The organism is Pseudoalteromonas byunsanensis (assembly GCF_001854475.1).
GTDB classification, from domain to species: Bacteria; Pseudomonadota; Gammaproteobacteria; order Enterobacterales; family Alteromonadaceae; genus Pseudoalteromonas; species Pseudoalteromonas byunsanensis.
In genome coordinates this window covers 135,141-157,390 of record NZ_MNAN01000035.1, presented here as the reverse complement: position 1 = coordinate 157,390, position 22,250 = coordinate 135,141, and the positions used below count along the sequence as shown (strand labels likewise).

General features: G+C 43.6%; 20 protein-coding genes and 11 tRNA genes. 6 read left to right on the top strand and 25 right to left on the bottom strand.

The features are described 5' to 3' along the window. Positions 1-103: 103 nt before the first annotated feature. Positions 104-1,294 carry a type III PLP-dependent enzyme gene (locus BIW53_RS16980; RefSeq protein ID WP_070993212.1) on the bottom strand — a complete coding sequence of 397 codons (1,191 nt, stop codon included), beginning with the start codon at positions 1,292-1,294 and terminating at the stop codon, positions 104-106. 371 nt (positions 1,295-1,665) lie between these two features. On the opposite strand from BIW53_RS16980, the gene BIW53_RS16975 reads away from it, so the two are divergent. Next, positions 1,666-2,412 carry an SDR family oxidoreductase gene (locus BIW53_RS16975; protein ID WP_070993211.1) on the top strand — a complete coding sequence of 249 codons (747 nt, stop codon included), beginning with the start codon at positions 1,666-1,668 and terminating at the stop codon, positions 2,410-2,412. Here BIW53_RS16975 and BIW53_RS16970 read toward each other — a convergent pair. From BIW53_RS16970 to miaB, 7 genes are all read right to left on the bottom strand, one after another. Continuing rightward, on the bottom strand, positions 2,395-2,949 hold the full coding sequence (locus tag BIW53_RS16970; protein ID WP_084228225.1) for a GNAT family N-acetyltransferase: 555 nt from the start codon (positions 2,947-2,949) through the stop codon (positions 2,395-2,397). The two genes, BIW53_RS16975 and BIW53_RS16970, sit on opposite strands and share 18 nt — an antisense overlap. Next, entirely contained in the window at positions 2,946-3,191 is a 246-nt protein-coding gene (locus BIW53_RS16965; protein WP_070993210.1) for a helix-turn-helix domain-containing protein, read from the bottom strand. The genes BIW53_RS16970 and BIW53_RS16965 overlap by 4 nt, the downstream gene beginning before the upstream one ends. A 315-nt stretch (positions 3,192-3,506) precedes the next feature. Then, a complete protein-coding gene (gene lnt, locus BIW53_RS16960) occupies positions 3,507-5,084 on the bottom strand; it encodes an apolipoprotein N-acyltransferase (protein ID WP_070993209.1) in 1,578 nt (525 codons plus the stop codon). Further along, positions 5,062-5,940, bottom strand: coding sequence for a CNNM family magnesium/cobalt transport protein CorC (gene corC / locus BIW53_RS16955; RefSeq protein WP_070993208.1), 879 nt, complete (start codon positions 5,938-5,940; stop codon positions 5,062-5,064). The genes lnt and corC overlap by 23 nt, the downstream gene beginning before the upstream one ends. A gap of 61 nt (positions 5,941-6,001) precedes the next feature. Beyond that, positions 6,002-6,460 carry an rRNA maturation RNase YbeY gene (ybeY, locus tag BIW53_RS16950; protein WP_070993207.1) on the bottom strand — a complete coding sequence of 153 codons (459 nt, stop codon included), beginning with the start codon at positions 6,458-6,460 and terminating at the stop codon, positions 6,002-6,004. Then, positions 6,460-7,506, bottom strand: coding sequence for a PhoH family protein (locus BIW53_RS16945; RefSeq protein ID WP_070993206.1), 1,047 nt, complete (start codon positions 7,504-7,506; stop codon positions 6,460-6,462). The genes ybeY and BIW53_RS16945 overlap by 1 nt, the downstream gene beginning before the upstream one ends. 51 nt (positions 7,507-7,557) lie before the next feature. Continuing rightward, entirely contained in the window at positions 7,558-8,991 is a 1,434-nt protein-coding gene (gene miaB / locus BIW53_RS16940) for a tRNA (N6-isopentenyl adenosine(37)-C2)-methylthiotransferase MiaB (protein WP_070993205.1), read from the bottom strand. A gap of 241 nt (positions 8,992-9,232) precedes the next feature. Here miaB and BIW53_RS16935 point away from each other — a divergent pair, with 241 nt between their 5' ends. Further along, entirely contained in the window at positions 9,233-10,390 is a 1,158-nt protein-coding gene (locus BIW53_RS16935) for an FAD-dependent oxidoreductase (RefSeq protein WP_070993204.1), read from the top strand. A 137-nt stretch (positions 10,391-10,527) separates the two neighbouring features. On the opposite strand, the gene BIW53_RS16930 is transcribed toward BIW53_RS16935, so the two are convergent. The 17 genes from BIW53_RS16930 to lolB form a co-directional block, all read right to left on the bottom strand. Continuing rightward, positions 10,528-10,612: transfer RNA gene (locus BIW53_RS16930), tRNA-Leu, on the bottom strand. Positions 10,613-10,717: 105 nt separating this feature from the next. Next, positions 10,718-10,792, bottom strand: a tRNA-Gln gene (locus BIW53_RS16925). 145 nt (positions 10,793-10,937) lie between these two features. Then, positions 10,938-11,022: transfer RNA gene (locus tag BIW53_RS16920), tRNA-Leu, on the bottom strand. Between the two features lies 1 nt (position 11,023). Continuing rightward, positions 11,024-11,098 (bottom strand) — tRNA-Gln (locus BIW53_RS16915). Positions 11,099-11,242: 144 nt separating this feature from the next. Beyond that, a tRNA-Leu gene (locus BIW53_RS16910) sits at positions 11,243-11,327 on the bottom strand. Positions 11,328-11,426: 99 nt separating this feature from the next. Further along, positions 11,427-11,501: transfer RNA gene (locus BIW53_RS16905), tRNA-Gln, on the bottom strand. Positions 11,502-11,544: 43 nt separating this feature from the next. Then, positions 11,545-11,629 (bottom strand) — tRNA-Leu (locus BIW53_RS16900). Between the two features lie 90 nt (positions 11,630-11,719). After that, positions 11,720-11,796 (bottom strand) — tRNA-Met (locus BIW53_RS16895). A 1-nt stretch (position 11,797) separates the two neighbouring features. Continuing rightward, a tRNA-Gln gene (locus BIW53_RS16890) sits at positions 11,798-11,872 on the bottom strand. A 45-nt stretch (positions 11,873-11,917) separates the two neighbouring features. Continuing rightward, a tRNA-Leu gene (locus BIW53_RS16885) sits at positions 11,918-12,002 on the bottom strand. Between the two features lie 46 nt (positions 12,003-12,048). Next, positions 12,049-12,125 (bottom strand) — tRNA-Met (locus tag BIW53_RS16880). Positions 12,126-12,380: 255 nt separating this feature from the next. Beyond that, a complete protein-coding gene (gene ychF / locus BIW53_RS16875) occupies positions 12,381-13,472 on the bottom strand; it encodes a redox-regulated ATPase YchF (protein WP_070993203.1) in 1,092 nt (363 codons plus the stop codon). Between the two features lie 47 nt (positions 13,473-13,519). Continuing rightward, complete coding sequence (pth, locus tag BIW53_RS16870) at positions 13,520-14,104, bottom strand: aminoacyl-tRNA hydrolase (RefSeq protein ID WP_070993202.1); 585 nt, start codon at positions 14,102-14,104, stop codon at positions 13,520-13,522. Between the two features lie 19 nt (positions 14,105-14,123). Then, positions 14,124-14,738: a 50S ribosomal protein L25/general stress protein Ctc gene (locus BIW53_RS16865; RefSeq protein WP_070993201.1), complete on the bottom strand. Its 615-nt coding sequence runs from the start codon at positions 14,736-14,738 to the stop codon at positions 14,124-14,126. 167 nt (positions 14,739-14,905) lie between these two features. Further along, positions 14,906-15,853, bottom strand: coding sequence for a ribose-phosphate pyrophosphokinase (locus BIW53_RS16860; protein WP_070993200.1), 948 nt, complete (start codon positions 15,851-15,853; stop codon positions 14,906-14,908). Between the two features lie 74 nt (positions 15,854-15,927). After that, entirely contained in the window at positions 15,928-16,782 is an 855-nt protein-coding gene (ispE, locus tag BIW53_RS16855; protein WP_070993199.1) for a 4-(cytidine 5'-diphospho)-2-C-methyl-D-erythritol kinase, read from the bottom strand. 1 nt (position 16,783) lies between these two features. After that, the gene (gene lolB, locus BIW53_RS16850) at positions 16,784-17,389 is read right to left on the bottom strand and encodes a lipoprotein insertase outer membrane protein LolB (RefSeq protein ID WP_084228243.1); all 606 of its coding nucleotides are present in this window, start codon (positions 17,387-17,389) and stop codon (positions 16,784-16,786) included. A 62-nt stretch (positions 17,390-17,451) separates the two neighbouring features. Here lolB and hemA point away from each other — a divergent pair, with 62 nt between their 5' ends. Genes hemA through BIW53_RS16830 form a run of 4 tightly spaced genes read left to right on the top strand, consistent with a single transcriptional unit; the run spans position 17,452 to position 22,241 of the window. Beyond that, complete coding sequence (gene hemA, locus BIW53_RS16845; protein ID WP_070993197.1) at positions 17,452-18,708, top strand: glutamyl-tRNA reductase; 1,257 nt, start codon at positions 17,452-17,454, stop codon at positions 18,706-18,708. A 7-nt stretch (positions 18,709-18,715) separates the two neighbouring features. Further along, the gene (prfA, locus tag BIW53_RS16840) at positions 18,716-19,801 is read left to right on the top strand and encodes a peptide chain release factor 1 (protein WP_070993196.1); all 1,086 of its coding nucleotides are present in this window, start codon (positions 18,716-18,718) and stop codon (positions 19,799-19,801) included. 2 nt (positions 19,802-19,803) lie between these two features. Further along, on the top strand, positions 19,804-20,658 hold the full coding sequence (gene prmC / locus BIW53_RS16835) for a peptide chain release factor N(5)-glutamine methyltransferase (protein WP_070993195.1): 855 nt from the start codon (positions 19,804-19,806) through the stop codon (positions 20,656-20,658). A gap of 32 nt (positions 20,659-20,690) precedes the next feature. After that, positions 20,691-22,241, top strand: coding sequence for a response regulator (locus tag BIW53_RS16830; RefSeq protein ID WP_070993194.1), 1,551 nt, complete (start codon positions 20,691-20,693; stop codon positions 22,239-22,241). Positions 22,242-22,250 lie beyond the last annotated feature (9 nt).

Sequence of the window (22,250 nt, the reverse complement as noted above, 5' to 3'; positions counted from 1 at the left end):
TTTAAGTGACATTTTGTGAAATAAAAAAGCCTGAGCAAGTCTCAGGCTTTTTTATTATGGATAGGTAGGGCATGCATACCAGATATATTTTGCAGGTTTTGGTCTAGCCTAACTTTTGCTCTGCTAAGCCCTCTTCGTTTAGCACCACGGTCTGTGCACGCTTGAAGAAGTTAAAATCGGTGGCGGTAGCACTGGTGTATGCGCCCATCATGCGTGCCACGATTAGATCACCGTTGGCAAGTTTAGGGAGCATAATGTGCTCAGCAACAACATCTATGCTGTCACAGGTAGGCCCTGCCAACACGCTTGGATAGCATAGGGTATCCTGATTTACTGTGACAATCGGATAATTTGCTTCATCAAACATTAAGCCGCTGAATGAACCGTAGATTCCATCATCTAAATAATACCAAGTTCTGCCTTCGCGCTCTGCTTGACCCATTACCGAAGCAACACTCATCACAGCAGGTGCAACAATGAAGCGTCCAGGCTCTGCAAGCACTTGTACAGTTTCAGGTAAACTTGCTAATGCCACGTTTATCGGCGCACAAAACTCATCAATAGGCATCACTTGTTTCGCGTAGCTAACAGGGAAGCCGCCACCGATATCGAGTGTACTCAAAGCCGGTAAACCCAATGCCACGACTTTTTCCATTACTTGTTTGCATGCCAAAATCGCATCTACATATTTTTGTGGGCTACTGGTTTGCGAGCCAACATGAAATGATAAGCCTTTAATACGAATACCTAACTGCTTAGCCTGTGCAATGATGGTAATTGCCTGTTCAGGGCTACAGCCAAACTTTTTCGACAAATCAGCGAATGCTTCAGCGTTTCTAAAACTCAAGCGTACTAGCAGCTCGACTTCATCTTTATAAGAGATAAACTTATCAAGTTCATTTAAGTTATCTACCACAAACACAGTGCAACCATATGCTAATGCATCGCGAATATCGCTATCACGTTTTATCGGGTGCGTGTGAATGGTTTTTTCCGCGGGTACGCCTTGGTTGGCAACCAAGTCCACTTCACCGCTGGTGGCAAGATCAAAACTAGCGCCTTCAGCGAGTAAAGTACGCACCACGGCTTCATGCGGAAGTGGTTTAAGCGCAAAGTGTAAAATTACATTAGGCAGCGCAGCGCAAAGTGCACGATATTGCTGGCGTACAACATCGCAGTCTAAAAGTAACAGGGGGGCACCAAATTGAGCTACAGAAGCTTCAATAAGTTGTGTTTCTTCAACGCTAAGTGCTGAAGGTGAAAAAGCAGAAAAATCCAACGCCGAGTTAGCCATAAGAGCCTCCAAAAATAGAAACAAACTTTCCAAACTATTCGAAAAGTTGAGCGTCAATAAGCGCGTAAATACGCAGTCAAAGTCACTCTTGGATAGTTGCTCTATCGCCTTGCCACACTCTGGGTGTGATGTACTCGGATTGGCTATCATCAAGAAGCAGGTGGATATTAGTTGTAGTTTTTTTATGACGCAAGAATTATTTATATAAATTTGTGTTTATTTTTAAAGTTCTTATTTATCATGTAGATATTAATTGTTGTGCATACCTGAATGATAGATGATGCTCATCATTTTAGCTCTTAAGATAGACAACCGTCTTCCTACCTTGCTAATTTGTCGTACTCTCTATACCTCTATTTAAGGAAAGCTGCGTGAACAGAGTTGTTCTTGTCACAGGAGCCAGTCGCGGTATCGGTGCGGCCACAGCAATCAAATTAGCAGCGCTTGGCTACAAGGTTGCTATTAACTACAAAGAAAACGGACAAGCGGCCAATGAGGTTAAGGAACATATCCTTAAAATGGGCGGTCAAGCTGCTATATTCCAGGCTGACATTATTGATGAAAATGCGGTTGTTACTTTGTTTTCAAAGATAAAATCTGAGTTAGGCGCGCTGAGCCACTTAGTCAACAATGTGGGTATACTCAAACCCCAAATGCGCGTAGAGCAGATGACAGCTGAGCGAATAAACTCAGTCTTAATGCACAATGTAACGCCTTACTTTATATGTGCTCGTGAGGCTATTAAGCACTTTAAGGCGCATCATGAACCTAATCGCTGTGCCATTGTTAATGTATCCTCAGCCGCTTCTAGACTTGGCTCAGCCAATGAATACGTCGATTATGCCGCTTCCAAAGGGGCGATAGACTCTTTTACCACGGGGCTTTCATTAGAGCTTGCTGCATATGGTATTCGCGTAAACTGTGTGCGACCTGGTTGTATTTATACTGATATTCATCGAGATGGTGGAGAACCCGATAGGGTCGAGCGTCTAGCATCTTTACTACCACTTAGGCGAGGTGGCACCAGCGAAGAAGTTGCTAATGCCATAGTTTGGTTGCTCAGTGAAGAGGCCAGTTATGTGACCGGCAGTTTTATCGATTTAGCTGGGGGAAAGTAGCGACGAAAGGGGCTGTGATAGCACCTTATAGTAGTAGCTAGTAGCATTAAATTGACCACCTGCATCGCTAACAAAGTTTGGGATCTCCCCCGATTTTTGATAATTGAGTGCTTGATAAAACAATTCTGACTTATCGCCAGTTTGTGTATCCAACACCAGTAGCCTAAACCCTTGTACGATAGTTTGTTGCTCTAGGAATTGCATTAACTTACGCGCAAGTCCTTGCCGTTGCGCTTTAGGGTGCACCAGTAGCTTTTCTATTTCAGCACGGTGAGTCCCATTTTGTTTGTAGCATGGCACGAGTTGCACACAAGCCAGCACGGTGTCATCTGATAAAATAGCGTATAGGTGACGTTGCTTTAAGCGCAACTCATTATTAGTTCGATGCCAATACTGTTGCAATAAATCAGTTTGGGCTGGTTTATAAAAGCCAAGCGATGCACCATCATTAATACATGCGCCAAGTAGTTCAACCAATTGTGTGAACAAGGAATCAACGCAGGTCAGCTCAGTGACCTGCAAATGTGAAGTCTTCATGCGCGTTGTAACCCTTGTAATGATTGCTCTACATCTCGAAGGTGTTGCTCTAATAATTGTTTGGTCGCTCTTAGGCGCTCACTTTTTTGCGTTGGTTTAGCTTGGGCCAATCTCACTGCTCGATAAAGCGAGCGTTTTGGTAGGGCGTACTGCTGTGCCGCCTCAGAAATAGAAAACTGTTCACTTAAGACTTTATGCACGGCCTCAAGCATTAGAGGATGTTGCAGTGATAGTGATCTCATAGCTTTCTCCTTACACCTCTAACAGGGTGTTTCACATCGTGAATTTGCCAAATACTGATGTCTAAATGCCATAATAAATATAGGGTTTGATATAAATCGACCATAATAACCACCTTCGCTTGTTGTGATTGATAGATACCATATAGGAAGAACTGTACCAACTTTTTATAATTAATAAATTCAGTAGGTTACGGTTTTAGGTGTAAAAGTTAATGGCTGGATTGCACCAAAAGGGTAGTTGCTTCATGGTTATATGCACTAACGAGAGGCACTGACTTTGATGAATAGCACAGAGCAAGTGTGTGATGATTTGCCCTAAAGTAAATCCTGCTCAAAGCGGTTTAGAAAGTAAGCTCTTATTCTGCATAGTGCTACACTCACGGTCAGTAGAGCAACAATGAGCCAAACTGGTTTTTGGCCGTATTGGCTAAAAAAACTGTAACCGGAAACTAGTTGCACGTCAGCCTTGAGTACATCTGAAGTAAATTGTGCAATTGTCAATTGTTGTTCTGAAACCGGATCGTAAACGCCGGTAATGCCATTGTTCGTTGCTCGAATAAGGGGCCTTTGCAATTCAAGTGCACGCATACGTGCAATTTGCATGTGTTGATGTGGGCCATGGGAGTCGCCAAACCACGCGTCATTACTCACCGTAAATAAGATATCCGACTGTGTAGTAAAGTTGTCTCTGACCAATTCACTAAAAGCAATTTCGTAACAAATAGCAGGAAGAATATGTAAACCATTGGCGATAAGATTGCTCTGGATACGTTCTCCACGGGTAAACGATGACATGGCTAAATCAAAAAGTGGGGCAAGTGGCCTGAGAAGACTTTCAAATGGCACAAACTCACCAATGGGTAGCAATTGATGTTTTTGATAGCGATTGGGGTGTAAGTATTGGTAATGCCCTTGGCTATCTTCCTCATGCTGTTTCCCTAGCACAATCAAGGTATTGTAAACAGTTTTGCTGTTTAACTGATAGTCAGGAATGCCTGTTATTAAGGCGGTGTTATTAAATGCAGCTGCTTTATCTAAGCCCACCAAGAAAGAGTTAGCAAAATCTTCTATTTCAGGAATGGCGGCTTCAGGCCAGAGCACTAAGTCAACATCATGCCAATGTGGGCGTGTCATATCGCGATATTTAGACATGGTTGGCCAAAATTGCTCAGGTTCCCAGCGCAGGCTTTGCTGGATATTACCCTGCACTAAGAGGGTGGAGATATGTTTATCAGAATGTTTTGGTTTATCTAGTAGCGCATCGGTGGCGAACAGCAGTAACAAACAGCTCGTCATAAGGATTGCAGGCGTGGCACTGCGTTTTTGCCAAGCGTAGTAAATACAGCCACCGATTAATATGCATAGTAGCGTCAGGCCAAACTCGCCGATTAATGGCGCCAGAGTATTTAACGGGCTATCTGTTAGTGTGTAACCAAAGCTAAGCCAAGGAAAGCCTGTTAAAAGCTTTCCTCGCAGCCACTCAAAAACAGCAAAGCCGATAATTAACATGGCGACACGCTGCCAAGGCTTACCTACAAACCGACTAGCGAGGGTAAAAGCTAGCATCGGGTATAGTGCTAAATAAGCACACAGTAAAGCCATGAGCAATAAAGAAACAGGTAATGGTAGGCCACCATATTGAGCAATAGAGACATGTACCCAACTAATACCCATCGAAAACCATGCGAAACCAAAGATAAAGCCGTATTTGGCTGCTTGCTTAAGGCTTGGAGTATCTGTTACATAGCAGGCTATGGCAATGGCGATAAATGTCAATGGCCAAGCATTAAATGGCGCATAGCCAAAAGTAAGAGTAAGGCCGGCAAGTAATGCCAGCCATACGCTTTTGTCTCGCACTAAGGAAAGTAGGTTACTCAGCTTCGTCGTCGCCATCTTCAGTTTTTGGCACAGTTACTTGTAACTGAATAATGCGGCGGTTATCAGAGTTAGTCACCTTAAATTGCAGTTGTTCTATATCGATGGTTTCACCACGGCTAGGCATATGCCCAAACGCATGTAGTATGATCCCACCAATTGTGTCTGCCTCTTGGGTGTCGTAACCTGTTTTGAAGAACTCGTTAAACTCATCCAGTGGTGTTAAGGCTTGTACTACGTACACATGCTTAGACAACTGGCGAATATCTTGTTGTTCCTCATCATCATCGTGTTCGTCTTCGATTTCACCTACAATGATCTCAAGGATGTCCTCAATGGTAACCAAACCCGAAACACCACCATACTCATCGACAACGATGGCCATATGATAACGCTTTTGACGAAACTCGTTGAGCAGAGCATCAACTCGTTTGCTCTCAGGCACCACAATTGCTGGTCGTAAATACTCTTTAATTGCAGGTAAATATTCGTCTTTATTCAATATTAATGGCAGCAAATCTTTAGCCAGCAAAATACCTTCAACATGGTCTTTGTCTTCACAAATCACAGGAAAACGTGAGTGAGAAGATTCCACCATGGTTGGCAGTTGTTGTTCAAGTGATTCATCTACGTCCAGCGTGATCATCTGTGAGCGTGGGATCATAATATCGCGCACTTTAAGCTCAGAGACACCTAACACACCTTCCATCATATCCTTTGTCTCAGGGTCTATAAGACTTCGCTCCTGAGCATCAGCAATGACTTCTACCAACTCTTCTTTGTTTTGGGGTTCCCCTTGCAGCATCTGTGTGATGCGTCCCAACCAGGTTTTGCCAGAAGAACCCTGGCTACTCTGCGAGTTATCGTCGCTCATTGTCGTGTTTTACTCCATAAAATAACAAATTGGATAATGATGCTATTTGACCATTAAATAATTACAAATCATCGCGGTAGGGGTCACTTATCCCCAACTGCGCTAAAAATTCTTTTTCCAGACTTTCCATTTCCATGGCGTCCTGTTCATTTATATGGTCAAAACCAAGTAAATGCAAGCAGCCGTGGATCACCATGTGGGCAAAGTGCTCATGAAAAGGCTTTTCCTGCTCAATGGCTTCGAGCTTGACAATGTGAGGGCAGATGATGAGATCACCGACTAGTGGTAGCTCGATACCGGGAGGTGCTTCGAACGGAAATGATAGCACATTGGTGGGCTTATTCTTGCCGCGATACTGATGGTTCAGTTCTTGGCTTTCCTTTTCATCGGCGATACGAATAGTTAACTCAGCATGTTCAAGATAAGGAGACAATGCTTTGTCAGCCCATAGCTCAAATTGTTGCTCTGAGGGTAAATCATCAAACTCACAGGCAATTTGTAGATCTAACTCAACGCTCATCAGTCTTGCTCTTTTTGTTGTTTAGCCTGTTTAAAAGCTTGTTCTTTGAGTGCTTTTTCTTTGCGCTCGGCCTCTTCTTTTCTCTCGTATGCTTCGACGATACGTGCCACTACGGGATGACGTACCACGTCATGTGACTTAAAGAAGTTAAATGAAATCTCATCCACATCGCTGAGCACTTCGATAGCATGACGTAACCCTGAGCGAGCACCACGAGGCAAGTCAATCTGTGTAATATCACCCGTGATAACGGCTTTAGAGTTAAAGCCGATACGGGTTAGAAACATTTTCATTTGCTCCGTTGTCGTGTTTTGACTCTCATCAAGAATAATAAATGCATCGTTGAGTGTACGTCCGCGCATGTAGGCAAGAGGGGCTACTTCGATGACATTTTTTTCAATCAAACGCTCTACCTTTTCAAAGCCAAGCATTTCAAATAATGCATCGTAAAGTGGGCGCAGATATGGGTCGATTTTTTGTGTTAAGTCGCCAGGTAAAAAACCTAATTTTTCACCGGCTTCTACAGCTGGACGAGTAAGCAAAATACGGCGAATTTCCTGACGCTCCAATGCATCAACAGCTGCGGCTACTGCAAGATAGGTTTTACCTGTACCAGCTGGACCAATACCGAAACAAATATCATGAGTGAGAATATTAGCAACATACTGGCTTTGGTTAGGATTGCGAGGCTTAACAACGCCACGACGTGTTTTTATATAGACTTCTTGGTCCCAAACCGCAGGAGCATCCTGTTCTAACACGTTCGCTTCGCTAATTGCCAAATGAACATTGTCAGGCTCTATTTCATTGACTTGGCCACGAACAGGCTGAGTGTCAACGTACAAAGACTTCAAAATATCCATTGCGGCTTTGGTTTGCACAGGCTTACCTGTTACTTTAAACCAATTATCGCGATGGGCGACTTCTACCCCTAAGCGGCGCTCTATTTGTTTTATGTTTTCATCAAATGGACCACACAATGATGAAAGACGATTGTTGTCGGCGGGTTCTAGGTAAAATTCAATATTTTTTAACTGACTACTCAAAATGGCTTCCTATAACAAGTACGCCAGCAAAGGCTGGCGTAATTAATCTGACTATGGTGTAAATGTTGTTACACCCAACTCATCAGCTTCAGGCTCTAGCGGGGCACGGTTTAATATATCAGCCGGTGCCACGTCTTTACGTAAGTTCATTTCTGATTCTGTACGAATTAACTCCCCACGTAAAGAGTTTGGCAACGCTTCAGTTATACGCACATCAACAAACTGACCGATCACCGAATGTGGACCTTCAAAATTAACCACGCGGTTATTCTCGGTACGACCACGCAGCTCCATTGGGTTTTTCTTCGATGGGCCTTCAACTAGAATACGCTGTTCGGTATCAAACATTTTGCGGCTGATGTCTTGTGCCATTTGGTTGATACGATTTTGTAGGATGTACAAACGCTCTTTCTTTTCTTGCTCAGTGACATCATCAGGTAAATCAGCAGCCGGCGTACCTGGGCGCGCAGAATAGATAAAGCTAAAGCTCATATCAAAACCAATATCATTGATAAGGTTCATAGTGGCTTCGAAATCTGCAGCTGTTTCACCAGGGAAGCCAATGATAAAGTCCGATGACATACTTAAATTAGGACGAACCTTACGTAACTTACGAATGGTCGACTTGTATTCAATTGCCGTGTGACCACGTTTCATTAGATTTAAAACACGGTCAGAGCCGCTTTGTACTGGAAGATGTAAATGGTCAACCAACTCAGGTACATCAGCGTATGCTTCAATGATATCCGGTGTAAATTCAACTGGGTGAGATGTGGTATAGCGAATACGGTCAATACCATCTATTGCAGCAACATAGCGCAATAAGTCTGAGAAATAGCAGATTTCACCATCATGGGTTTCACCTCGGTAGGCATTTACGTTCTGCCCAAGTAGGTTTACCTCACGTACACCTTGTTCTGCCAATTGTGCTACTTCAAGTAATACATCATCAAGCGGACGACTCACTTCTTCACCACGTGTATAAGGAACCACGCAGAAAGTACAATACTTTGAGCAACCTTCCATAATCGATACGAACGCACTTGGGCCTTCTGCCTTAGGCTCTGGTAAGCGGTCAAACTTTTCAATTTCTGGGAATGAAATATCGACCACAGCGCCTTGCTTGGTTTGGACTTGCTTGATCATTTCCGGTAAGCGATGCAGTGTTTGCGGGCCAAACACGATATCAACGAAAGGAGCTCGCTGGCGGATAGTGTCACCTTCTTGTGATGCCACACAGCCACCAACACCAATCACTAAGTCTGGATTGTCGTCTTTTAATAGCTTCCAACGACCTAGTTGATGGAATACTTTCTCTTGCGCCTTTTCACGAATTGAACAGGTATTGAGTAAGATAACGTCTGCTTGCTCGGCTTCTTCTGTTAATTGGTAGCCATTAGTGGCATCCAGTAGATCAGCCATTTTCTGAGAGTCGTATTCATTCATCTGACAACCCCAGGTTTTAATATGCAACTTTTTACTCATTGAAATATTGCCTCGTTTTCAATTCGGATCTAATGCACAACGTCGCGCAATTCATGTTTCGCTATGCAATAGCAAAGCTTAAAGGACGCGTATTTTATATGACCTAGGGTCACTAGCCAAGTATAGTTTTTAACTTTAAAAAACTGGATCAAGGTTGAGCGTATTGGTGTGATTACAAATGGGCAAAAGGGTATGACTTAAGATACAATTCTGGTGGTCTAAACTATGTAAGGCAAAGCTTATGAAAAACAAGGTCGTGATTGTTGGTGGTGGCATGGTTGGTGCCGCGGCAGCGGTAAAATTGGCTAAGCAAGGCGCACAAGTCACGGTACTTGAGCAGCACCCACTGGATGCGCACAGTGTGCTAGGCGATCCGCAGATTGACATTCGTGTTTCCGCAATCAATCGCTTTTCAGAGGCTTTGCTTGACCAGTTAGGTGCGATGCCATTACTCAAAGCTGCTCGGGTTGCGCCTTACTATCAACTTGAAGCTTATGAACAGCCGAATAACAGCCTATTATTTGACGCCGCTGATGTCTCACAAACGCATTTGGGTCATCTAATAGAAAATAAACTTATACAAGCTAGCCTATGGGCTCAATTTTCTGAACATGGGGTTGAGGTTGAAACTGTCAGCACATTGCCCACCTCAATTGAACAAAACTTAGATTCTATTTCATTGCATTATGCTGATAAAAGTTATCAGACCGATTTGCTTATAGCCGCGGACGGTGGTCGCTCTCCTTTAAGAACACTTGCTAAAATTGGTGTGACAGGGTGGCAATATCAGCAAAGTTGTATGGGGGTGCTCATAAAGTTAGATGCGCCACAACAGTATAAAACGTGGCAGCAATTTAAGCCTACTGGGCCAATTGCCTTTTTACCTATGTGCGCGCCTTATGCAAACTTAATCTGGTATCAGGATTCACAAACGCTTACTGATATGTCTCGCTTGTCTAATGAGCAGCTAAAAGCGCGTATAGTCGATCACTTTTTCGAATTACCAGGTGATTTCACCGTAGAGAAAAAGGCTGTTTTCCCGCTAGCACGTCAGCACGCCAATCAGTATAGTCAGGGCCGATTGGTGCTTTTAGGCGATGCTGCCCATACTATTAACCCGTTAGCCGGTCAGGGAGTTAATTTGGGATTCAAAGATGTGGCTGCGTTGTCCGAATGTTTAGAGGGGCTAGATGATTTTGGGGATACTAAAGCACTCAAAAATTATGAGCGCAAACGCCGAACTGATAATTTAGCTATGATGAGCATGATGGATGCGTGTTACTTTGGTTTTTCTAATGATATAACACCTTTAAAGCTGTTACGTAATGGTGTTTTGAAGATAGCGGATCAAGCTGGACCATTAAAACGCAAGGTGCTAGAGCATGCAATGGGTTGGTGACCAGCAACTTATTTAAAAAGCGGGCTTAGGTCCGTTTTTTTGTGCTAAATATTTACTGAAAAATAAGAAGTTTTAGTAGCGTACAAAGTTGTTAAGGGAATGCTTTGAATGGATGTAAAAGAATAGTTCAGCCTGTATGGTGCGGAGGGAGAGACTTGAACTCTCACACCCGAAGATACTGGAACCTAAATCCAGCGCGTCTACCAATTCCGCCACCCCCGCATCACAGGATATATCCCTAAAAGGATAAAATTTTAGTAGTTAAGCTACCAGCTTTCCTAAGGGCTACCATAGGATTTGACTTACCGCTTTAATTGGTAGATAAAGTGGCTGGAGTACCAGGATTTGAACCTGGGAATGGCGGGATCAAAACCCGCTGCCTTACCGCTTGGCGATACTCCAACAGTCGATAATTCAAATCTTTATTTAAGACCTAAACAGGACTCAGGTTGAAAAGAATTTCATTCTTTATTACCGCTTCTGTTTCACAGCGAGGCAATACCCAACAGTCGATAATTCAAATCTTTATTTTACATCTTAAAAAAGATGGTGCGGAGGGAGAGACTTGAACTCTCACACCCGAAGATACTGGAACCTAAATCCAGCGCGTCTACCAATTCCGCCACCCCCGCATGGCTGGAGTACCAGGATTTGAACCTGGGAATGGCGGGATCAAAACCCGCTGCCTTACCGCTTGGCGATACTCCAACAACGTTATTTCTTTCAAATCTTATGCTGGTCCCAGGATTTGAATCTGAGGGAAATGAGTGAGGGATCAAAACCTCTCTCTTTTGCCTTACCGCTTGGCGATACTCCAACAACGTTTGATTCTTTTACTTCTTATCGAGAAGTTGGTGCGGAGGGAGAGACTTGAACTCTCACACCCGAAGATACTGGAACCTAAATCCAGCGCGTCTACCAATTCCGCCACCCCCGCATCACAGGATATGCAAAAAGCATAATTTAGTAGTTAAGCTACTAGCTTGCCAAAGAGTTATCTAAGGCTTCGATTTATCACTTTAATTGGTAGATAAAGTGGCTGGAGTACCAGGATTTGAACCTGGGAATGGCGGGATCAAAACCCGCTGCCTTACCGCTTGGCGATACTCCAACAATCGAGAATTCTATATTTAATGTTTTACATCTTTAAGAGATGGTGCGGAGGGAGAGACTTGAACTCTCACACCCGAAGATACTGGAACCTAAATCCAGCGCGTCTACCAATTCCGCCACCCCCGCACAGGAGGTTGTGTTTTCTAGAGGAACCTAAATCCAGCGTCTAATGCGACATCTGGCCAATTCCGCTACTCCGCACAGGAGGTAAGTAAATGGTGGCTATGCCCTGATTTGAACAGGGGACCCCATCATTATGAGTGATGTGCTCTAACCAGCTGAGCTACATAGCCATGGCTGGAGTACCAGGATTTGAACCTGGGAATGGCGGGATCAAAACCCGCTGCCTTACCGCTTGGCGATACTCCAACAACGTTTACTTACGTCTGATAGTTTTACTTCTTATCGAGAAGTTGGTGCGGAGGGAGAGACTTGAACTCTCACACCCGAAGATACTGGAACCTAAATCCAGCGCGTCTACCAATTCCGCCACCCCCGCAAGGTTGACCAGCTAATATAGATGAGTTTGGTAGTAAATAAAAACATGGTGGCTATGCCCTGATTTGAACAGGGGACCCCATCATTATGAGTGATGTGCTCTAACCAGCTGAGCTACATAGCCATCTTTTTTTATTTCCCATCATCGCTGATGCGGGGCGTATTATGCTGATATGCCCCAAACACGTCAACACCTTTTTTGCAAAAAACTGACTCAGAGTGTTTGTTTGCGGATTAAATAGCCTAATTGGTCATTGAAATGTCACTGTCCGCTGCTATTTTAATCGATTAATAAAAAGTATGCTGTGTCGTGACCATACACATATGGTACGACAAACAAAAAAGGGCCAGTTAGGCCCTTTTAGTGTTTAACGTAGTCTTAGACATTAAACAAGAAGTTCAATACATCGCCATCTTTAACAATATAATCTTTACCTTCTTGACGGAATTTGCCCGCATCTTTAGCACCGCTTTCTCCACGATATTGAATATAATCATCAAAAGCAATGGTTTGTGCGCGGATAAAGCCACGCTCAAAGTCTGTATGGATTTTCCCAGCTGCTTGTGGCGCAGTAGCACCTATAGGGATTGTCCAAGCGCGAACCTCTTTGACGCCAGCGGTGAAGTAAGTTTGTAGCTTGAGTAATTCATAACCGCCACGAATAACAAGGTTTAGGCCAGGCTCCTCAAGACCAAGGTCTTCCATAAACTCCAGTTTGTCTTCATCTTCAAGTTCAGACAATTCTGCTTCAATGGCAGCACATACAGGAATAACTACTGCATCTTCCGCAGCCGCGATTTCACGAACTTTATCTAAGTGAGGGTTATTTTCAAAACCATCTTCGTTCACGTTAGCGATGTACATGGTTGGCTTAATAGTTAAGAAGTTTAGAGGCTTGATTGCATCTTTTTCTTCTTTTTCCAACTGTAATGAACGTAGAGTAAGGCCCTCATCTAAGTGTGCTTTAACTTTCTCTAGTACTTGGTTTTGGAATTTCGCTTCTTTGTCGCCGCCTTTGGCTTTTTTGGCGTTACGTTGAATAGCGCGATCAGCTGCATCCATATCTGCCAGTACTAATTCTGTATTGATAACATCAATATCATCAGCTGGATCAATTGTACCCGCCACGTGAACGATATTTTCGTTTTCAAAACAACGCACTACATGACCAATTGCATCAGTTTCACGAATGTTGGCCAAGAATTGGTTACCCAGACCTTCGCCCTTAGATGCGCCTTTAACCAGACCCGCAATGTCAACGAATTCCATAGTTGTAGGTATGACACGCTGAGGGTTCACGATCTCGGCCAATTGATTTAGGCGATTATCAGGAACCGGTACCACACCAGTGTTTGGCTCGATAGTACAAAATGGAAAGTTTGCGGCTTCGATACCCGCTTTAGTTAATGCATTGAAAAGGGTAGATTTACCAACGTTAGGTAAACCAACAATGCCACATTTAAAACCCATAGTTTTGAACCCTAATTTGTCTCAGATAAACGCAATATAAATTTAGATCACGGCTTAAATGAATGTAGTCTGTTTTGTGCTTTTAACACACCGTCTTTTGCTAGAATTTCCATACAGCGCACAGCTTCATCTACTGCTGCATCAATTTTTTCCTGATCTTCTTTAGGCGCTTTCCCAAGCACCCAGCCTGTCACTTTATCTTTGTGCCCAGGATGACCTATACCAATTCGTAACCGCATAAATTCCTTGTTGTTAGCCATTTTGGCTATGATGTCTTTGAGACCATTGTGGCCGCCATGACCACCGCCTTTTTTAAGTTTGGCGATACCTGGATCGAGATCCATTTCGTCATGTGCAACAAGAATATCTTCAACTGGAATTTTATAAAAATTTGCTAAACTGCTTACGGATTTACCACTTAAATTCATGTAGGTAGTGGGGATCAGGAGTTTGAATTCTTTATTATTTATAATGATTTTACCCGTCATACCAAAATGTTTGGCGTCAGGCTTTAATTGGCAGTTATAGCGCTTGGCTAGTTCTAGAATGAACCATTCACCAGCATTGTGACGTGTGTTTTGATATTCGGGGCCTGGATTAGCCAGGCCCACAAGCATTTGAATATTATTCAAGGTGCTTACACCTTAATAATTATTCTGCAGCTTCTTCAGTTGCTTCTTCAGACGCAGAACCTTTAGGCGCGTTTAGTGTAACAACCGCTTGGTCATGACCTTCGCCTTTAGCAAGTTCAACTGAAGCAACACCAGCTGGAAGTTTGATGTCAGATAGGTGTAAAGTTGCACCAACTTCTAGAGCAGCTACGTCTACTTCGATGAACTCAGGAAGTGCAGCTGGTAAACAAGTTACGTCGATTTCAGTAACTAGGTGAGCAACAGTGTTACCGCCTTTAGTTGCTTTTTCTTCGTTTAAGAAGTGTACAGGTACTTTAGTGTGGATCTTGTGGTTCGCATCAACACGTTGGAAGTCTAAGTGAGTGATCTTAGGCTTGTACGGGTGACGTTGAATGTCTTTAAGAATTGCTTCTACAGACTCGCCAGCAATGTTTAACGTAAGGATGTGGCTGTAGAAACCTTCATCTTCTTGCGACTTTAATACTTTGTTGTGGTCAAGAGTAAGCGCAACTGCGTCTTTCTCAGCACCGTAAAGGATAGCTGGCACCTTGTCTGCACGACGTAGGCGGCGGCTCGCACCAGTACCTAAGTCAGCACGTACTTCGGCATTCAATGTATATAATTCGTTAGACATAATGTCTCCAAAAATTTTAGTTTAATGTTTAAGGTGCTCGCGACCAAACACCCTACCTAAAAAGGCGCGCTACTATACCATTGCTGGGAAATAAATAAAACATAGAGATACAAAAAAAGCACCCTAAGGTGCTTTTATAGCGCTAATAGCGATGTTTATTCAGCGTATTAGTGCTGAAACATAGCTGAAATAGACTCTTCATTGCTAATACGACGAATTGTCTCTGCTAGCATATCAGCCAGTGTTAGCACTTTAATGTTATCTAATGCGCGTAGCTCATCTGACAATGGAATTGAATCTGTGACAATTACTTCATCGATGACAGAGTTGCGAAGATTTTCAGCAGCTGCACCTGATAAAACCGGGTGTGTAGCATAAGCAAATACACGCTTTGCACCATGTTCTTTAAGTGCTTCAGCCGCTTTACATAATGTACCGCCTGTATCAATCATATCATCTACGATGATACAATCACGACCTGCAACGTCACCAATGATATGCATAACCTGCGATACGTTCGCTTGTGGACGACGCTTATCAATGATAGCTAAATCTGTATCGTTAAGTAGTTTAGCGATAGCACGAGCACGTACTACACCCCCGATATCCGGTGAAACAACTACAACATCTTCAAACTCGCGTTCTTTCATGTCATCTAACAATACTGGGCTACCAAATACGTTATCAACAGGAACGTCAAAGAATCCTTGGATTTGTTCCGCGTGAAGATCAACCGTTAATACACGGTCAACACCAACGCTAGAAAGGAAATCAGCAACAACCTTAGCAGTGATTGGCACACGAGCAGAACGTACGCGACGGTCTTGGCGAGCGTAACCAAAGTAAGGGATCACAGCAGTAATACGACCCGCAGAGGCACGACGTAATGCGTCGACCATTACGATAAGCTCCATAAGGTTATCGTTTGTTGGGGCACAAGTTGACTGGATAATGAAAACATCCGATCCGCGTACGTTTTCATTGATTTGAACACTGATTTCGCCGTCACTAAAACGACCAACTACAGCATCACCTAATTCAATGAATAAACGTTTTGCAACTTTTTGAGCTAACTCAGGTGTTGCGTTACCAGCGAAGAGCTTCATGTCAGGCACGGTAGGGTTCCTCAGGCACTGAATTTTTGGACTAACATGCAATGACAGAGTCAAAACAGGCTAACTTAAACAATTTACTTCTGCATTTTAAGCCAACTATCAAGCTGCGTATGAGCAGGCGAGATATTGGTACTTGGGGCTACAAACCCTTGCCAGCATGACGGTAATGAATCGAGCACACGCTGTGCTGCTGTTGCGCAATCAAGTTCCACAAAACAACACGCTCCGGTTCCCGTCATACGAGTCGGCCCATATTTTAGCAACCACCCTAGGGTCTTTTCAACCTCAGGGTACAGCTTTTTAACTAAAGCCTCACAATCATTGTTGGTATTTGCCAATTGCCAACCACTTGTCAGCCTAGGTGTGTTTCTAGGTAAGTCTGGATGCGTAAAGACGGCTCCAGTACTGACGTGAACATTGGGAAATACCACGCAAAACCAGCGCTGGGGCAGGTTCACGGCGGTTAACTTTTCTCCTACCCCTTGTGCGAATGCGGTTTTTCCATTGACAAAAACTGGGACATCAGCACCCAATTTTAGGCCAATTTCAGCCAATTTTTGATGACTTAAATTACATTTCCATAATTGATTTATTGCCAATAATGTTGTGGCTGCATCTGAAGAACCACCGCCGACACCTCCTCCCATGGGAAGTTTTTTACTCAGTTTGATAGAAATACCTGTTTCAACACTACGAAAAGGGCGCAATGCAACAGCCGCTTTGTAGATGAGGTTGTCTTCAAGCGCTATAGCGCCTGTATCACCCTCAATCTCTATGTCGTCTTGCTGTGTGCAGGTAAAATTGAGTTCATCTCCGAAGTCTAAAAATGTGAACAGCGTCTCGAGCTCATGATAGCCATCTGCACGTTGTGCATTGATATGTAGAAACAAGTTTAATTTGGCTGGAGCCATTAACGAAAGCGAAGTCATATTAAAACTGCCATGAGTTGAGCTGAATTTTGATTTTGAGAGTATTATGGGTCAGGTTAATGCGTGTTGGAAGCCACATTTCATCGATTAAGGAGTATTGAGTATAGCTTGCTTGCCAAAGCTGACCTTGTTCATCGCGCCAACTGCTAGAAGTTAAGCGTCCATAAGTATCGTATTGATTACTGTCATTCTCTACAGTGCCTGTAAGCCATGCAGGGGCGTGGGCAACGGGTAAATCCATGCCACTTAAGCGTTTCACAAGCTTTTGACTATCTTGGTCTAAATATGTGTTGCCATCATATTCAAGTTCACTGTATTTTCCCAATTCTGTTAAGGATAAAATTCGCGTACCGATAAAACTGGTCAGGATAAGTTGCTGTTTATTGTCTTTGAGTTGCCAATTAAAGTTGGCTGACTGGCGTTGCGTATCACTTAAAAAGGCCAACTTACCACTTGCTTGCCAATTGGTTTGTTCCTGTAATAGTGCCTTCCAGTCTTGGTTTTGCTGCTGTGTGGGGGAGATTTTTTGCGCACATCCGTTAAGAAATAAAAAAAACATGAGCAAAATCAAATGAAATCGTGTCAAATGATGTTCCTTACTTTCCATATTCGATTGATTTTTGGTAAAATTGCTGGCTTTAAAACAGGGCTCGGGCAATTCTGGCATCTATGACCATCATCGCACTCGGTATAAATCACAAAACGGCATCGGTAGAACTACGCGAAAAAGTTGCCTTTTCCCCTGAACAATTATCTCAGGCACTCACTGAGCTGGCGCATCACGCCCAGTTTAAAGAGTCAGTGATAGTTTCAACCTGCAATCGTACCGAAATCTATTGTAGCCTTGAGAGTGAGAATTCCCAAGTGGTTCTTAAGTGGCTCGCATGTTTTCACAATATAGATGAAGCTCAGCTGAGCGATAATGTTTATGTTCACCACAACCAAGATGCGGTGAATCACTTGATGCGTGTGGCCTGTGGCTTAGATTCACTGGTGCTCGGTGAGCCACAGATATTAGGTCAAATTAAACAGGCCTATAATAGCGCTAAGCATCACAATGGCATTAAGCCCACCTTTGAACGCTTGTTTCAAAAAACCTTTTCGGTGGCCAAACAAGTCCGTACTGAAACGGATATTGGGGCCAGTGCAGTATCTGTAGCTTACGCCGCAGTTAACTTAGCGAAACACATTTATGGTCAGTTAGATAAAACTCGTGTGCTATTAATTGGGGCGGGAGAAACCATAGAGCTGGTCGCTAAGCATTTGTTCCAACACCATCCTAAATCTATCACGGTTGCAAATAGAACGATTGAACGTGCGCAAGGGCTGGCTGAAGAGGTGGACGGACAAGTAATCTCTTTAGCGCAATTACCAGACGAGTTACACAAAGCCGATATTGTTATTTCTTCTACAGCAAGTACTTTGCCGATAATCGGTAAGGGTGTCGTAGAACAAGCACTCAAGCAAAGGCGACACAAACCGATGTTGCTCATTGATATAGCCGTGCCACGTGATATTGAAAGTCAGGTAGCAGATTTAGATGCGGCTTATTTGTATTCAGTAGATGACTTACAGGCCATTGTCAGCGAAAATATGGCTAGTCGTGAACAAGCGGCGCGTCAAGCACAGGCTATTATTGAACAAAGAACCAGAGAGTTTTCTCAGTGGCAGCGCTCTTTGAAGTCTGTGGATGTCATTCGTCAATACCGTGACAGCGCCCAGCATATTAAAACAGAGTTGGTTGAGAAAGCACTTAACCAACTAGAATCAGGCAAGCCTTCAGATAAGGTATTGCTAGAGTTGGCCAATAAGCTTACTAATCGATTAACACACGCCCCAACGAGAGCAATTCAAGAAGCTGCAAAATTGGGAGACGTTGAGCAACTGGCGCAACTTAAACAAACATTAGGAATTGAGCAGGAATAAGACGTTAATGAAAGAGTCCGTATACCGTAAGTTAGAGACCTTAGCCGAGCGCTATGAAGAAGTGCAAGCGATGCTAAGTGACCCAGAAGTGATCGGTGATCAAAACCGTTTTCGCGCATTATCAAAAGAGTATTCAGAACTTGAAGATGTCGTTAAGGCGTTTGCTGCTTATCAACAAGCCCAAGAAGATGTTACGACATCGGAAGAGATGCTCAAAGATTCAGACCCAGATATACGGGAAATGGCACAGGAAGAGTATAAAGAGGCTAAAGCCACAATTGCTCAACTTGAAGATGACTTGCAAGTGTTGATGCTGCCAAAAGATCCAAAAGATGACAATAACGTGTTTCTTGAAGTCCGAGCGGGTACAGGTGGTGATGAAGCGGCAATTTTCGCTGGCGACTTGTTCCGCATGTACAGCCGATATGCAGAGACACAAAAATGGAAAGTTGAAGTGATCAGTGCCAATGAAGGTGAACATGGTGGCTATAAAGAGATCATTGCTAATATCAGCGGCGACGGTGTCTACGGGAAACTTAAGTTTGAGTCTGGAGCGCATCGTGTTCAGCGTGTACCAGAAACTGAATCTCAGGGTCGTGTACATACCTCGGCATGTACTGTTGCTGTGATGGCTGAAGTGCCAGAAGCAGAAGCTATTCAGATTAATTCTGCGGATCTAAAAATAGATACATTCCGCGCTTCGGGTGCCGGTGGTCAGCACGTAAACAAAACAGATTCTGCGATTCGTATTACACACTTACCAACGGGTGTGGTTGTTGAGTGTCAGGATGAACGTTCACAGCATAAGAACCGAGCGAAAGCTTTGTCTGTACTTGGCGCACGCTTACAGCAGGCAGAAGATGAGAAGCGTCAAGCGGCTGAAGCTTCAGAACGTCGTAATCTAGTTGGTAGTGGTGACCGTTCGGAGCGTATTCGTACATACAATTACCCACAAGGACGCATTACCGATCACCGTATCAACCTGACTTTATATCGCTTAAACGAAATCGTGGCAGGTGATCTGAGTGCCATCATAGATCCGCTATTATTAGAACATCAGGCAGATTTACTCGCTGCGATGGGTGAAGAATAAGCGTGACAACATACAATGTTGCCCAAGCGATTGCTTGGGCTACTAAACTTTTAGATACCACTTCAGATAGTGCCAAGTTAGACTGTGAAGTCTTACTACTTTATGTGTTGGATAAACCTCGCAGTTACCTTTTTGCTTGGCCAGATGCACAACTTTCCGAACAACAGCAGACACAATTTGTAGCCTTGATTAATAGGCGTCGACAGGGAGAACCAGTTGCGCATATTACTGGTATGCGCGAGTTTTGGAGTTTGCCGCTGGAAGTGAACGCCAGCACATTGATCCCAAGGCCAGATACAGAAGCGCTTGTTGAACATGCGTTGAGCTTGAATTTACCAGAGAATGCCAAGGTTCTTGACTTAGGGACAGGAACAGGTGCTATTGCACTGGCGTTAGCCTCTGAGCAACCGACGTGGGAAATTACAGCACTGGATTATTCTCACGATGCCGTAGCGCTTGCTAAGCGCAATCAGCACAAATTAGGCTTTAGTAACGTCAAGATTACACAAAGCGATTGGTATCAGGCTGTAAAGCATGAAAAGTTTGATCTGATAGTAAGTAACCCACCGTATATTGAGCATGATGATCACCATCTGTCACAGGGGGATGTAAGATTTGAACCCTTGAGCGCTTTGGTCGCCGATGATGAAGGTATGGCTGATATTAAGATTATCATTGCGCAAGGTATACAACATCTCAATTATGGTGGCTATTTACTGATTGAGCATGGCTATAGGCAAGCTGTTAAATTGCAGCAGTATTTTGCACAAATGACTTATAGCAATATACTTACAATTAAAGATATGGCAGGCTGTGATCGTGTCACTCTGGCCCAATGGCTGGGTGAGTCCTCGTAAACCCTATTGACGTGCACTGAAAGGATCCCTGTATGGATGAGTTTTTGTTTTCTGATGAACCGAGTGAAGTCATTGAGCCAGAGCATAGTGGCAAATGGAAAGTGATCATCGTTGACGATGAACCAGAAGTCCATGCTGTGACCAAGTTGGCTTTGAGTGACTTTGAATTTCAAAAAAAACGCTTAGAGTTTTTGAGCGCCTATTCTGGGGAAGAAGCGCGTAAAGTCATCAGTGAACACCCGGATGCAGCCATTGTGCTACTTGATGTGGTTATGGAAACTGATGATGCGGGGTTACAAGTAGCTAAGTTTATTCGTGAAGAAGCGAAGAATAACCATATTCGTATTATTCTAAGAACAGGACAACCGGGCCAAGCTCCTGAACGTCAAGTTATCGTCAACTACGATATCAATGATTACAAATCTAAAACCGAATTGACTGCACAAAAACTTTTCACTGTGGTGATGTCGAGCCTTCGTTCATATCGAGATATTCTTGCTATTGAGCAGTCCCGTCAGGGTTTAGAAAAAATTATTTGCGCATCAAGGGATATATTTGCAACTCATTCAATTGAACACTTTATTCAAGGCGTCATGCAGCAGCTGACGTCTTTACTTGGCACCGTAGATGAGGCGATGTATGCCACGTCATTGGTGGCCAGCAATTTAAGCAGTAGAAAGAGTGATCAGCTGGTGGTGTTTACAGGGCGCGGTGAATTTGAGCGCTGTGAGGGGAAACCCATTACAGAGGTCTTAACATCTGAGCAGCTTGATGCTTGTAATCAAGCGCTTAGTGAAAAAGGTATTGTATATAAAAACAATTACTTATTTGCATACTGTTCTAGTGAGTACAACCATAGTTCTATGCTCTTTGTGTCGGGGATACCTGAATACTTGACCGATACTCAAAAGCACCTAATAAAAATATTCTCGCAAAATGTACAACTGGCATATGAAAATGTGCAATTACAAGCGGAAATTGAGAGCACTCAGCAGGAACTCGTGTATCGCTTAAGTGAAGCACTTGAACAGCGCTCTACAGAAACGGGCAATCATGTTAAGCGCGTTGCATACATGTGTGAACTGTTCGGCAGTCATAGCGGTTTAAGTCATCACGATGTGGAGTTACTGAGAATGGCGTCGCCATTACATGATGTTGGTAAGGTTGGGATCCCTGATGCCATTCTTAATAAGCCTGGCAAGCTCAACGAAGAAGAGTGGGACGTGATGAAGTCACATACTACCAAAGGCTATCGAATTTTGCAGGACTCAAGAAGAGAAATCGTCAATGCGGGTGCGGTTATCGCCAAAGAGCATCATGAAAAGTGGGATGGCACCGGCTATCCAGAAGGGAAAAAAGGCGAAGATATTCATATTTTTGGTCGCATTGTGGCACTAGCAGATGTGTATGATGCATTGCGTCACAAGCGCTGTTATAAAGAACCTTGGAGCAAAGAACAGGCATTGGCTGAGATCAACAACCAAAAGGGCAAACACTTTGACCCTAGCTTGGTTGATATTTTGAATGAGCATATTGATGATGTAGAGGCCATTTTGGCTCATTTTCCAGACAAACAACATTAACTAAAAGAG

What these genes read in the sequence shown, in the direction of transcription:
- BIW53_RS16965 (WP_070993210.1), bottom strand. Translation starts at nt 3,191, where the DNA reads ATGAGATCACTATCACTGCAACATCCTCTAATGCTTGAGGCCGTGCAT.
- BIW53_RS16970 (WP_084228225.1), bottom strand. Translation starts at nt 2,949, where the DNA reads ATGAAGACTTCACATTTGCAGGTCACTGAGCTGACCTGCGTTGATTCC.
- ispE (WP_070993199.1), bottom strand. Translation starts at nt 16,782, where the DNA reads ATGACTTCGCTTTCGTTAATGGCTCCAGCCAAATTAAACTTGTTTCTA.
- corC (WP_070993208.1), bottom strand. Translation starts at nt 5,940, where the DNA reads ATGAGCGACGATAACTCGCAGAGTAGCCAGGGTTCTTCTGGCAAAACC.
- ychF (WP_070993203.1), bottom strand. Translation starts at nt 13,472, where the DNA reads ATGGGTTTTAAATGTGGCATTGTTGGTTTACCTAACGTTGGTAAATCT.
- hemA (WP_070993197.1), top strand. Translation starts at nt 17,452, where the DNA reads ATGACCATCATCGCACTCGGTATAAATCACAAAACGGCATCGGTAGAA.
- BIW53_RS16865 (WP_070993201.1), bottom strand. Translation starts at nt 14,738, where the DNA reads ATGTCTAACGAATTATATACATTGAATGCCGAAGTACGTGCTGACTTA.
- prfA (WP_070993196.1), top strand. Translation starts at nt 18,716, where the DNA reads ATGAAAGAGTCCGTATACCGTAAGTTAGAGACCTTAGCCGAGCGCTAT.
- BIW53_RS16830 (WP_070993194.1), top strand. Translation starts at nt 20,691, where the DNA reads ATGGATGAGTTTTTGTTTTCTGATGAACCGAGTGAAGTCATTGAGCCA.
- BIW53_RS16980 (WP_070993212.1), bottom strand. Translation starts at nt 1,294, where the DNA reads ATGGCTAACTCGGCGTTGGATTTTTCTGCTTTTTCACCTTCAGCACTT.
- BIW53_RS16935 (WP_070993204.1), top strand. Translation starts at nt 9,233, where the DNA reads ATGAAAAACAAGGTCGTGATTGTTGGTGGTGGCATGGTTGGTGCCGCG.
- lolB (WP_084228243.1), bottom strand. Translation starts at nt 17,389, where the DNA reads ATGGAAAGTAAGGAACATCATTTGACACGATTTCATTTGATTTTGCTC.
- lnt (WP_070993209.1), bottom strand. Translation starts at nt 5,084, where the DNA reads ATGGCGACGACGAAGCTGAGTAACCTACTTTCCTTAGTGCGAGACAAA.
- miaB (WP_070993205.1), bottom strand. Translation starts at nt 8,991, where the DNA reads ATGAGTAAAAAGTTGCATATTAAAACCTGGGGTTGTCAGATGAATGAA.
- ybeY (WP_070993207.1), bottom strand. Translation starts at nt 6,460, where the DNA reads ATGAGCGTTGAGTTAGATCTACAAATTGCCTGTGAGTTTGATGATTTA.